The sequence below is a fragment of the Planococcus sp. CAU13 genome, from assembly GCF_000775575.1.
Lineage (GTDB): Bacteria > Bacillota > Bacilli > Bacillales_A > Planococcaceae > Planococcus.
The window spans coordinates 1-11631 of record NZ_JRGN01000069.1; the positions used below are offsets into that span (position 1 = coordinate 1).

General features: G+C 46.6%; 13 protein-coding genes and 1 riboswitch. Of the genes, 1 reads left to right on the forward strand and 12 read right to left on the reverse strand.

What is annotated here, in order from left to right:
* Window positions 1-94: 94 nt before the first annotated feature.
* The 8 genes from prsW to KW93_RS03055 form a co-directional block, all read right to left on the reverse strand.
* On the reverse strand, window positions 95-778 hold the full coding sequence (gene prsW, locus KW93_RS03020; RefSeq protein ID WP_033541488.1) for a glutamic-type intramembrane protease PrsW: 684 nt from the start codon (window positions 776-778) through the stop codon (window positions 95-97).
* Between the two features lie 82 nt (window positions 779-860).
* Entirely contained in the window at window positions 861-1829 is a 969-nt protein-coding gene (locus KW93_RS03025; protein WP_033541489.1) for an asparaginase, read from the reverse strand.
* 55 nt (window positions 1830-1884) lie between these two features.
* On the reverse strand, window positions 1885-2886 hold the full coding sequence (locus KW93_RS03030; RefSeq protein ID WP_268809834.1) for a YpdA family putative bacillithiol disulfide reductase: 1002 nt from the start codon (window positions 2884-2886) through the stop codon (window positions 1885-1887).
* On the reverse strand, window positions 2870-3631 hold the full coding sequence (locus tag KW93_RS03035; protein ID WP_033541500.1) for a metallophosphoesterase: 762 nt from the start codon (window positions 3629-3631) through the stop codon (window positions 2870-2872). Before KW93_RS03035 ends, KW93_RS03030 begins: the two co-directional genes overlap by 17 nt.
* A 66-nt stretch (window positions 3632-3697) precedes the next feature.
* A complete protein-coding gene (locus KW93_RS03040) occupies window positions 3698-4327 on the reverse strand; it encodes a CBS domain-containing protein (RefSeq protein ID WP_033541491.1) in 630 nt (209 codons plus the stop codon).
* Between the two features lie 62 nt (window positions 4328-4389).
* The gene (locus KW93_RS03045; RefSeq protein WP_033541492.1) at window positions 4390-5064 is read right to left on the reverse strand and encodes a LysM peptidoglycan-binding domain-containing protein; all 675 of its coding nucleotides are present in this window, start codon (window positions 5062-5064) and stop codon (window positions 4390-4392) included.
* Window positions 5065-5156: 92 nt separating this feature from the next.
* Window positions 5157-6587, reverse strand: coding sequence for a RecQ family ATP-dependent DNA helicase (locus KW93_RS03050; protein ID WP_033541493.1), 1431 nt, complete (start codon window positions 6585-6587; stop codon window positions 5157-5159).
* On the reverse strand, window positions 6584-7609 hold the full coding sequence (locus KW93_RS03055; RefSeq protein ID WP_033541494.1) for a helix-turn-helix domain-containing protein: 1026 nt from the start codon (window positions 7607-7609) through the stop codon (window positions 6584-6586). Before KW93_RS03055 ends, KW93_RS03050 begins: the two co-directional genes overlap by 4 nt.
* Window positions 7610-7717: 108 nt before the next feature.
* Here KW93_RS03055 and KW93_RS03060 point away from each other — a divergent pair, with 108 nt between their 5' ends.
* The gene (locus tag KW93_RS03060; RefSeq protein ID WP_033541495.1) at window positions 7718-7969 is read left to right on the forward strand and encodes a ferredoxin; all 252 of its coding nucleotides are present in this window, start codon (window positions 7718-7720) and stop codon (window positions 7967-7969) included.
* Window positions 7970-8114: 145 nt separating this feature from the next.
* Here KW93_RS03060 and KW93_RS03065 read toward each other — a convergent pair whose 3' ends face one another.
* From KW93_RS03065 to KW93_RS03080, 4 genes are all read right to left on the reverse strand, one after another.
* Window positions 8115-8699, reverse strand: coding sequence for an ECF transporter S component (locus KW93_RS03065; RefSeq protein WP_033541496.1), 585 nt, complete (start codon window positions 8697-8699; stop codon window positions 8115-8117).
* A 146-nt stretch (window positions 8700-8845) separates the two neighbouring features.
* A riboswitch (FMN riboswitch) is annotated at window positions 8846-8979 on the reverse strand.
* An 86-nt stretch (window positions 8980-9065) separates the two neighbouring features.
* Window positions 9066-10283: a hypothetical protein gene (locus tag KW93_RS03070; protein WP_033541497.1), complete on the reverse strand. Its 1218-nt coding sequence runs from the start codon at window positions 10281-10283 to the stop codon at window positions 9066-9068.
* Window positions 10273-10806: an RNA polymerase sigma factor SigX gene (gene sigX / locus KW93_RS03075; RefSeq protein WP_033541498.1), complete on the reverse strand. Its 534-nt coding sequence runs from the start codon at window positions 10804-10806 to the stop codon at window positions 10273-10275. Before sigX ends, KW93_RS03070 begins: the two co-directional genes overlap by 11 nt.
* Window positions 10807-10851: 45 nt before the next feature.
* Window positions 10852-11631: sensor histidine kinase (locus KW93_RS03080; protein ID WP_033541499.1), on the reverse strand; the 780-nt coding region annotated here is incomplete at its 5' end.

The window sequence follows — 11631 nt, forward strand, 5'->3', positions numbered from 1 at the left end:
CAGCTGGTTTGACTTATATCCCGAAGAGCTGGGCCTCTGGATTCTGGAAACAAGAAAAGCCCGGAAAACCGGACCGGTATTTTATTAAATGAAATTAGGGAAGCCTTGAATTCTGCTCATGGTAATGGCTGAGAGAAAGCAGATGGGCCTGCTTCACTTTGCGCAGTCCGAACCACCATAAAAACAGCATGAAAGGAACGGCGCCAAGCAGCAGATTGTCATTGTAGCGGACGATGGAATTATAAATAAGGTGGAGCATAAATGGGATGATCAGAGCCAGGAAAAGCCATCTGTGCTCAACCCCTCCATCAGACGAAAATTTGGCTTTGCCAAAATAATAGCCCATGACCACTCCGAACAGGGCATGGCTTGAAACCGGCAGCAATGCTCTTATAAAAGCGATATCCGTTCCAAATTCAAGGAGGTAAAGGATGTTTTCGACAGTGGCAAATCCGAGGGAAATGCTGGCGCCATAAAGAATTCCGTCATAGGGATCTTCGAAATCGACGTGCCTGAAAATGGCGATCAGCACAACCAGCCATTTAAAAAATTCTTCTATTATACTGGGGAACAGAATGGCCGATGTGAAAACCGTATTAAAGACTCCTTCTTCATCGAAAACATATTGTGTAAACAGGATTGGAAATGTCAGCACAGCCCCGTACATAAAACTGTTGAATAATAATCTCGACGGCTCCTGCGCAAACTGGTCCCGCAAGTAGAAATAACTGAATAATGCAAGGCTAGGAGCTATCGCTGCAGTCAATAATATAATCATAGTGATGCTCCTTTGCTCATAGTACTTTCAGTATATCACGATATATTGCGAATTTTTAGCCGTTAATCCAAATTGCTTCCTGTTAAATGGAAAATGTCCGTTTGTCGACAGGTTCTGTGGAAGCGAGCACGACCGCCAGTTTTATACGCGCTTTCTTGCTGTCGTAATCCCTTCCCAATAAGACGCCTTTTGACAAAAGATCATGTGCGCTTCCCGGATATCCATAGGACGGATATACATTGCCTTCTTCGGCACTCGTCGTAAGAATGACAAAAACACCGCCTTCTACGGCGTTGCTGATGGATTCGACCATGTGAGGAGACACCTGCCCCCGCCCGGCAGCTTCAAGGACAATCCCTTTCGAACCGCCTTTGGCGAGCATATCGATAATATAGCCATCCTGGCCGGAATGGCATTTTACGATATCCACTCTCGGCAGGCTGTCTACCACTTTATGTATTTCCCGCGATATGGGCTTCTGATAAACACGCACCTTGTCATTGTCGATGATGCCCAGATACCCGTGGCCAAAACTGTCGAATCCCTGAAGATTGCTCGAATGCACTTTTTTAACGTATTTTGCCGAATAAATTCTTTCGTTGAATACGACGACGGTCCCTACATCGTGCAGCATCGTGTCTACGGCCGCATTGATGGAATTGCGCAGGTTCGAATAAACATCGGTGCCCACTTCCTCCGGCGCACGCTGAGAACCGGTCACTACAACCGGACGACTGTCATTGACCGTCAAGTCAAGGAAAAAAGCCGTTTCCTCCAATGTGTCAGTGCCATGCGTCACCACCACCCCGCTCACCGATTCGTCCAAAAATTCCATTTCGACAGCCTGCTGAATTTCAAACATCTGTTCAAAACCGATATGCATGCTCGGCAATTGGAAAAGATCGATTACCTTTACTTCAATATCGACTGGGAGCTGGCATAATTCCGCCAGTTCCTGCCCTGAGATGGCCCCTGATTTCAGCAGGCCCTTTGAAATTTCACGGGAAGCGATGGTCCCGCCTGTCGTAATCAGCGATACTTTTTTCTTCATAAGAACTGAGCTCCTTTCGACATTGCTGCTGTTTTCTTTAAAACGGCTCCAAAAATCACCCCGAAAATTCTTTTGAACGAATCGCAGCGGCAATCTGCTCCCCGTGGAAGCGGCCGTTTTCGATGAATATTTCATTGGCGTTATTGCCTGCTGCTATGACACCCGCCACAAACAGGCCGTCCACTCCGGTTTCCATGGTATTCTCGTCGTATTCAGGGCGTCCGGTTTCCGGGTCCACCACAATTCCCATGCTCTGCAAAAAGGCATGGTTCGGATGATAGCCGATCATGGCAAAAACAAAATCATTTTTTATGAATTCTTTCCGGTCATCCACCGTCAGTTCCACTTCATGTTCTAAAATCCGGTCCACTATGGAGTCAAACAGCATCCGGATTTCGCCTTTTCGCACGAGGCCATCGAATTCCGGAAGAATCCATGGTTTGATGCTTTTCGAGTAACTCGTACCGTGGTAGGAAACGGTCACCCGGCTGCCGGCTTTATGCAGCTCGAGAGCAGCGTCCACCGCGGAATTCTTCCCGCCGATGACGAGTACGTCCTGATTGAAATAAGGGTGGCCTTCCTTGAAATAATGCATCACTTTCGGAAGTTCCGCTCCTTCGACATCCAGCACATTCGGCTGGTCGTAATAGCCTGTCGCTGCCACCAGGTATTTGGAACGGTACATGTTCTTAGTGGTCCGGACAATAAAATCATTTTCTTTTTCTACCGAAATGGCGGTTTCATAAGGCCTGACATCGATCCCTGTCATGGATACCACATTGCGGTAATAGACCAGCGCCTGATTACGTTTCGGCTTTCTTTCTTCCGTTATGAACGGAATGCCGCCGATCGACAAACGCTCGCTGGTGCTGAAGAAAGTCTGATGGGTCGGATATTGATAAATGGCATTGACCACATTTCCTTTTTCAATGACAACTGCGCGCAGTCCAGCTTTCTGTATTTCAATGGCGGCAGATAAACCGCAGGGGCCACCGCCGATGATAACGACATCTGTTGTTTCCATACCACCCAACTCCTGCCTATTGTAATTTTTCATTCGGATATACATCAATCACATGATACTCTGCTTCAGCACCCAGCCGCAGCGGCAAGGAAGTTGTGCCGTAGCCGTTGGTCACCAGTTCATAGCCGGCATCCGTCCTTTTCATTGAACCTTTATCATAAAGCCCGAATCTGCCCAGTCTGATCTGCCCGCCGTGCGTATGTCCGGCCATCATAAAATCAGCCTTTCCGTCTTTTCGCAAGTATTTGAAGATCGCCGGTGTATGCGATGCAAAGAGGACGGTATCATCTTCGCCGACTGTGGAAAAAGCTTTTTCAATTTTAGCTTCCCCTCTGCTGAAGTAATCAATTCCAACGACCTTCAGATTCGGCTGACCCAATAATTCCATCGCCTGATTGTCCAGTACATGGACGCCGAAATGCTTCATCAGCTTACGCAGGTTGCGTTCGCCCACTTCCCTGTCATTATTGCCCCAGATATAATAAACGGGAGCAGCCGAAGTCAAAATCCTTAAATTATCGGCGGTTCTCCGAAGCGGAACGCCTCTTTCGGTCAGATCACCACCGATAATGACCGCATCAACCGGCCGCGAAACAAGAGCTTCCGGGAGTTTCTTTCTGTGGATATCGGCAATAAAGAGGATTCGGAACGGTTTAAACCCGGTTGCTGTATCCAAACGGATGACATGGTTTTTTTCTTTGATATTGCCCGCATTCCTGTACATAAAAAGAAGCAGCGCCGCAGTTGCTGCAAATCCTGTACCGAAAAAGTATTTCATATGCACCACTTCTCCAATCAATAAAGAGGCATAAGCAAATTATGCTCATGCCTCTTTATTTTCCTATTAATCTTCTGAAATATCCAGTACGCGGAATCCGGATCTTTCAAGTTCTTTGACAAATTTATCGATATTGTCTTTTTTATGGATTTTCAAAACGATCCTTCGTACCACTTTGTCAGTTTCATCAAACGTCACGAGTGAGATGACCGATTCTTTGTATTTCTCAATCAGTTCACCCAGACGGCCAATCCGTCCTTCTGATTCAACGGATGTGAACGTGATCCGGTAACCGGCTTCTTTCATTCCGAAAGCACTTTGAAGCTGATTGACAAGATCGAAGCGGGTCACGATACCAAGGAATTCTCCTTCTTCCACAACGGCGATGATAGGGAAATTATTCAACTCCACCATTGCTTTTTCATAAACATCATTGACGCTGAGGAAGACATCTTCATTGACCAGTATGTCTTTGATTTGCGTTGATTTTATGTAGTCTTCCTTGCTTTTTCCGGAATTGAAAAAAGCTTTATAGGCATGGTACCAGGTGAAAATACCTTTGAATGCTGTGCCTTCTACGACCGGTAATGCATCAACTTCATATTTTTCCAATAAATCCAGCCCAATTTGAACAGAATCCTCCGGTTTTACGGTAAAGCATTTTTCTTTTCTGATCATCGCACTTTTTACGAACATTCTCTCACTCCTGTCTTTTGCTTCAATTGGAAAATCGCTTGCTAGTTAATGAGTACCCTCATTCAGGGCAAAATTAACGTTTGACCGACATAAATGTCATTGGAACTTAAACCGTTTGCCTGTTTGATCTTCTCCACAGCTGCCCCTGCGCCTGATGCGCCGTAATTATTGACGGCTATCCTGTATAAAGTTTCGTTTTCCTGTACAACAACCGTCTTGGCACTTCCGCTGTCATTGCCGGCTGGCGTTTCCGGTGCTGCGGCTGGTGTTTCCGGCGTGGCCGGTGTTTCCTGAGGTGCAGGCGTTGCACTCTCTGCAGGCTCTTCCGGCGCTGCATCTTCAACCTCTACTTCAGGCTGTTCTGCATTGCTTCCAGATTCTTCCGGCTGGGAATCATCCCCCTGTCCTGTTTCGTCAGACACGTCTTCTTCTGTTTCTTCAGGAACGATCACTGTATTTTCTTCAGGCGGTGAAATGTTTTCAACGCTCACTTCATTGTCATTTTTCATGCCGATTTCGGTATCGTCCGGCTCATATATGAACGCGACAAAAATCAGGATGGCGACAGGTATGAGAATGAAAATAAAGAACAGCACAGGCAATAAAAGATTTCTGCGCTTTTCCGGAGGCTGATTTCCTGATTGCCGCTGCGCTCTGCGGGACAGGTTCGTACCGTTATCCGCTCTGATTTCCTGGCGGTCTTTTTCCAGGGATTCCCGATAATTTTTTTTATCCATCTACTGATTACCCCATTCTTGTCTGATAACTTCATTATGACGAAAAAAGACCCATTTGTAAATGCCATAATAATACATTATTAACAGTATTATTAACAAGGAAGAATGGCATCCAGGCGGTTTTGCCAGGTCACAGTTTTTGTTGCAGCAGCTATGGTTTTGCGCCCGCTGAGAAACTTGCTGTAATCCAATCCATCGTTAATGCAGCAATCGGCAGGTTTACTGTCCAGCTGCTCGTCAAAGCAGTCCAGCAGATATTCCCTGAAGCAGCTGTCAATTGTTATCAATTTTTTGATTTTTGCAGATTGTTTTATCTTTTCAACTTTCTGCTGTTCAATCTGTCTGATGGTCTGCTGCTCAGTCAGCCGGGTTTTCCAATATGAGACGATCCTGAATGACGTTTGCCTGACGATTCCCTGCGACACCAATTGGCCTCCGCCATCTTCACTCCTGAATATTTCACTGATTTCGTTTCGGGTAGGAAGGTCGTCCAGCACAAGGCTCTCAAGCATTTCTTCGTCGCCTGCCGAATACAGCAATGTGGCGAGTGCCGGGCTTCCATCCCTTCCGGCTCTGCCCACTTCCTGTACATAGCCTTCAATCGAAGTCGGAATCTGAAAATGGATGACGTGCCTGATATCCGGGATATGGACGCCCATTCCAAACGCATTTGTTGAGCATACCCATTCAAGCTCTCCGTTTTGAAATTGCTGCTGCACAAAAATACGGTCCTGGTGTTCCATGCCGCCATGGTAATACGCAGCCCTTATACCCGCCTGATTCAATAATTCCGATATTTGCTGAGATTTATTGCGGGTTCCGGCGTAAATGATTCCCGGTCCACTGTTCGTTTTGACAAATTGCCTCAGCCATTCCAATTTTTCATGGCCGTTTGAAAATTTCTTACAGTCGTAGGCAATGTTTTTCCGGTCCATCGGATGGCTGTAGATAAAAGGTTCCGAAATCTTTAAATACCGTTTGATTTCTTCCGTCACTTTTGCGGTGGCCGTTGCAGTAAGCGCCAGCACGCGGGGGTGGCCGAGAACAGGCAGGATTTCCGAAATGCGGAGGTAATCCGGCCGGAAATCGAAGCCCCATTGAGAAATGCAATGCGCTTCATCGGCCACCAGCAGCGAAATCCGGATGTCCCTTAGCTTCGACTTAATATAAGGCTGCACCAGCATTTCAGGGGAAATGAAAATGAAACGATAGCTGCCCAGATTATTCAACACTGCAGAACGTTCCTGCGCATCCAAAAATGAGTTGATTGCCGTTACAGATTTCTCACCCATTTTCTTCAATTGCGCCACCTGATCCTGCATCAGGGACAGTAAAGGTGAAACGATCAGCACGCTTCCTTCCAGCAGCTGAGCCGGCAGCTGATAGCACATCGATTTGCCCATTCCTGTCGGCAGAAGAGCGATTACGTCTTCACCTGAAAGAATCTTTTCAATCACTTCTTTTTGGCCGGGCCGAAATGATGTGAAACCGTATGCATCATACAGCGTTTTCTCCAGGTTCATTGGATTTCCCCCTTTGTCGCCAGAGCCAGCCGGATTTGAAAATAACTTGCTTCAGGCACGTTTTCTTTTATATCCCGCAGCCTCTTTGTATTTTGTGTACGGCTGACGGCAATAATTTTGGCATATAATGAAGCTTCCATAAAACCCAAAATATCGAATCCCGGGTCATTCATTGCCAGCTCAACAAAATGGTCTTCAATTGTGCTGGTCTTCAGGCCCCGGAGTGCCGCTATCTCCTCCAGCGTGCGTCCATTTTTGAAATAGCCTTCCGTGCGCCTGGCTGTTTCTGTCAGTGCCGAATGCTGGATGACACCATCAAGGAGGCTGCGGAGCAATGGGAAGTCCCCCTTTTCGATCACTTCCATCCAGCCGTGCAGCGTTTCAACCGCCTGCACCTGGATATCAATGATTGACCGGCTTTCTTCGCGGGCAATCTGTTCCCAGGTCAGTCCGCCGATTTTCAGGCCGGACAGCCGCTGCAGCACAATCATCTTGTTGCTTTCATCAACTTCCACAGCATTCAGGCTCTGAACGATTCCCTCTTTGATGTTTTTGCAGCTGGCAGAATCTCTGTAATTTATTTTCTTCAAATAGTTTTTGACCCATTGCTGTGTATCTTCTGCGATGACCACAGGATCAAAAACCCGGCTATTCTGGTGGATATGCGAAAGTGTCTGGACTAAAAGCGACAGCCTCGCCATAAACAATTGTTCATTGCCGCGGAATTTCCAGCCGTTCAGTAATGTCGGAGCCAGTTTTACGGCCGAAGCTTTCTCGGTCATCCGTACAACTTCGCCGTCCGTTACAATCAGCCCTTTTTTGAACAGTCCCTGCACCGCTCTGTCATAAACGTCTTTTTCGAGCTTTGGCAGGATGCCGAAATAAGGATGAAGCTTATAATAGCCGATATCCTGCAGCGTCTGGCCGGACTTTTTGCCCTTCAATAAGTGATAGGGAGAAGAAATCGTCCGCTCGCCGTCCACTGCCTTTAAAAGTGTGATAAGAATATCTTCAAATAACAAGACTGCGCCCCCTAGCGGTTTATTGTTGAAAAACTGAACAAACACCTTTAGAATGAATTACGATAGTATAACTGAACTTGTTCGGAGATAAAGGAGAGGAATTAGATTATGGCTAAGTATACCATTGTCGATAAAGACACTTGTATCGCCTGTGGCGCCTGCGGAGCTGCGGCACCGGATATTTATGATTACGACGATGAAGGAATTGCGTTTGTTATTCTTGATGATAACATGGGGAACACTCAAGTTCCAGATGAGCTGGAAGAAGACATGGAAGATGCATTTGAAGGCTGTCCGACGGACTCCATCAAAGTTGCAGATGCCCCTTTTGAAGGCGACCCTTTAAAATATGAAGACTGATATATGAAAAATGATCCGAACAAACACCCGGAAGTTCTTTCTTCCGGGTATTTTTTTGCGCAAAAAAGCCGACGGAAGAAAAGCAGCTGCTTTTTTTCCGTCGGCTTATTGTTTTTACGCCCATAACCGGGCATTGGAGTTATTTTTAATTGGACTGATAAAACAGCCGCTGCTTTTCGATCCAGCGATGCATACTGCTGAACAGCAGAAGAACCACTGCAGTCAATAGGATGCCTTTAATCAAATTGAATGGCAGGATGCCGAGTACAATTGTGCCGAACAGTGCTTCGCCGGTTTCAGCGGGCATGTTCAGGAAGTAAGTGTACATTGGCAGAAATACCAGGTAGTTCAGGACGCTCATTCCGATTGCCATCGACAGAGTGCCTGCCGCCAAACCGAAAATCATCCCTTTTTTCGTCGAAATTTTACGGTAGATCATGTAGACCGGCATGAAAAATAAAATGCTGGTTACAAAGTTCGCCATATGTCCCACCGGTACGCCTGTCGGGCTTCCCTGGAACAGCCAGTCGAGCACATTCTTGAAGAATGCGATCAGGATACCGGCAACCGGCCCCATCGTGATTGCGCCGATCAAAGCAGGCACATCACTGAAATCAACTTTTAAAAATGCCGGCAATGCTGGCAGCGGGAAGTTAAGAAGCATCAGTATAAATGAAATACTGCTCAGCATCCCTATTACAATCATCGACTGTAACTTTTTGTTCTTCATATTCCTCTCTCCTTGTCGTGATTCACCAGAAGAAAGGCTTGGATCATGCGGTTACATAATAAATCCCTTAAGCGAATATCACTTAAGGGAGAAAAGGCACACTTAAAAACAGCGTTCCGTTTAATGTAAACGACACACGTCCGCACCTTCACCTTCTCCCATCCAGACTATACTGTCGGCTTTGGAATTTCACCAAATCCTGCGTTTTACGGCTCGCGGGCTTATGAACAAATGTTCAATTACCGCCGGTAGGGAATTGCACCCTGCCCCGAAGATGAATCGATATATTATTGTTATTACAGAATAATCATAATCGAAAAAAGGTGCATTGTAAACATCTTTGCTTACAATGCACCCCGGCTCCAGTTATTCATAAATCTTTGTATTGATTCCTGCAGGCACCGGCAGCGGTTCAGTAAAGTCGAATCGTTCCCAGCTCGATGCTGCGGTATTGGAAAATACCAGCTCTTTGCCGAATGAGTCGGCTGTGAGGACCATCCCTTCAATCATGCGTAAAGCTTCTTCCGGGCTGTAGGAATTGAAATCGATAGTGTCGCTGAATTCCACGGCAACGCCTTGATCTGTTTCGGCTACTGAATAATCCACTCCGGATGGAATCAATGATTGAAAAAGATCGCTGGATGATGATTTCATCGCATTGAGCGCTTCGGCTGCATTTTCGTAAGGCATGTTAAAGCCCGGCACAAGATAGGTGTCGCCATTTGCGACTGTATAGGAATAATAAGCGATATTTCGCGTCCCCGGTTGAAACGGTTCGACCGGCCCTGCCGGGTCAAATACTTTCGGCTCCCCGTTTTCGTCAACAACGGAAATTTCAGCAGCATTTTCAAAGCTTACTGACAGTGAATTGAAATAGACACTCATGGCAGCGGATGCCATATCATAATCATGATCTTCCGGCAGCACATGCTCAATTCCATCGGATGTCCCTTTGACCGTGCCGCTGTATGGGTGGTAATCGTCGAAACCGAGAGCTTCTTCATCAATCCCGGCTGCATAGCGGTTATAAAGTTCTATGGCGTCCACTTCGGTTGTTCCAAAGTCTTCCAGCAGCCGGTCATTCGAAATGATAAAGGACACAGGAATCACCAGCGCATTTTCAGTAAGCCCAATAGTGAAGAGCGTCTGATCATCGAGTTCATCCGCATAGATGGAAGATGCGTCCGGCACAGCTGAACTTTCCATCGAGTTGAACGATTCTGAATCCTGTCCTGAGTCTGCTGCATCCGAAGCTTCCATTTCGGCTGATTCGCCTTCACTTTCGGCGTTATTTTCCATTGCCGTTGAACTGGTGTCAGCACTTTCTTCCGTGCCGCCGGAACTGCCCGTTTCAAAAGCACCTTCATCGCCGTATTGGCCAAGCATGGAGGCGAGCAGGACGCCAAACGTGATAAAAGCGAGTGCCGCGACTAAATAAGGAATCCAGGGTCTGGATTTTTTCGGCGGCTCGTGCGCGATTTTAAGGCGTTTATATACTTCTTCTTTCGGACGTTCATCTTTAATAGCGGGGAAATCCCTCAACAAATTTTCGATGTCGTCATCGTCCCATTTGTTATTCGGCATTTTGCAATCCCCCTTCCTTTACGGATAATTTATGGCGCAGGGATTTGATGGCCCGATGCTGAGTCGTTTTGACTTTCCCTTCCGACCAACCCAGAATTTCAGCAGTTTCGGCAATGGACAGGTCCTGGAAGAAACGCATGATGATCACCATTTTTTGGTCTCCTGTACATGTGTCCAGTGCTTTGTATAAAGAAATTTTGTCTTCATTCAATAAAGAGATTTCTTCCGGCAAGCGGTCTGATGATGTCAATTGCTGCGTTTCCCAATCGAAATGTTCCATGGAATGCCTCTGCCTTACAGCAGTTTTACGGAAATGGTCAATCGCCACGTTTTTTGCGATGGAAAAAAGCCACGTTTTTTCACTGCTTTTCCCTTCAAATCGGTCATATGCCCGAAAAACACGAATATAGACCTCATGCATTAAATCTTCGGCGATATGGCGGTTTTTGACCAGATAAATCAGGAATTGAAAAACATCCTGATGGAATTCATCATACAGCCGATGGAAAACGGAGTCATTCATATACTCCCCCCGTTCTTTAAATTAGTCGTTCTATACTGAATAAAGTTACATTTTTTTCAAAGGGAGAAGGAAATAGAAAGAAGTCCCTTTTCCATGTGTGCTTTCAACTTCGATCACGCCGTCGTGCGCTTTTACGATATTGCTCGCTATTGCCAGACCAAGCCCGGTACCGCCTTTGCCCCGTGTACGTGCTTTGTCGGCTTTGTAGAAACGCTCAAATACAAAAGCCAGATCTTCAGCTGGGATGCCCGAACCCGTGTCATTAACGGAAACCTTTGCAAAGTCCTGCTGTTTTTCAGTTTTCACTATGACTTTGCCGCCTTCAGGAGTATGGCGCAAGGCATTGTCAATCAGGTTCGTCATTACCTGTTCAATTCTGTCTTCATCCAGTTCAACAGCCGTCCAGTCGTCAAGTTCGGTTTCAAACTGCAATTCGATTCCACTTTCCTTAGCCGCCTGGGAGAATTTCAGGGTCATTCGTTCTATGACGCCATTGAGCTGTACAACGTCTTTGTAGAGCCTCATATACCCTGATTCAAGGCGCACCAGGTTCAGCAGATCCGTTACGAGTCTCCCCATCCTTTGTGATTCTTCGTAGATGATTTTCGTCATTTCGCGGCGTTCTTCTTCAGAAGCCCCGACGTCATCCAGAATCGCTTCGCTGTAACCCTGCAGCATGGCAATCGGAGTGCGCAGTTCATGCGACACGTTGGAGATGAAGTCTTCACGCAGTTTCTCAAGCTTATGCTGTTCGGTCATATCATGCAGAACAGCTACAGCTCCTCGGACCGATTCTCCGCTGTACAGCGGACTGAACGAAACGGC

Excerpts from the sequence above, each read along its gene's own strand:
- KW93_RS03070 (WP_033541497.1), bottom strand. The coding sequence starts at position 10,283 with ATGCCGAATAACAAATGGGACGATGACGACATCGAAAATTTGTTGAGG.
- KW93_RS03040 (WP_033541491.1), bottom strand. The coding sequence starts at position 4,327 with ATGTTCGTAAAAAGTGCGATGATCAGAAAAGAAAAATGCTTTACCGTA.
- KW93_RS03025 (WP_033541489.1), bottom strand. The coding sequence starts at position 1,829 with ATGAAGAAAAAAGTATCGCTGATTACGACAGGCGGGACCATCGCTTCC.
- KW93_RS03035 (WP_033541500.1), bottom strand. The coding sequence starts at position 3,631 with ATGAAATACTTTTTCGGTACAGGATTTGCAGCAACTGCGGCGCTGCTT.
- KW93_RS03045 (WP_033541492.1), bottom strand. The coding sequence starts at position 5,064 with ATGGATAAAAAAAATTATCGGGAATCCCTGGAAAAAGACCGCCAGGAA.
- KW93_RS03065 (WP_033541496.1), bottom strand. The coding sequence starts at position 8,699 with ATGAAGAACAAAAAGTTACAGTCGATGATTGTAATAGGGATGCTGAGC.
- KW93_RS03050 (WP_033541493.1), bottom strand. The coding sequence starts at position 6,587 with ATGAACCTGGAGAAAACGCTGTATGATGCATACGGTTTCACATCATTT.
- sigX (WP_033541498.1), bottom strand. The coding sequence starts at position 10,806 with ATGAATGACTCCGTTTTCCATCGGCTGTATGATGAATTCCATCAGGAT.
- KW93_RS03030 (WP_268809834.1), bottom strand. The coding sequence starts at position 2,886 with ATGAAAAATTACAATAGGCAGGAGTTGGGTGGTATGGAAACAACAGAT.
- KW93_RS03060 (WP_033541495.1), top strand. The coding sequence starts at position 7,718 with ATGGCTAAGTATACCATTGTCGATAAAGACACTTGTATCGCCTGTGGC.
- prsW (WP_033541488.1), bottom strand. The coding sequence starts at position 778 with ATGATTATATTATTGACTGCAGCGATAGCTCCTAGCCTTGCATTATTC.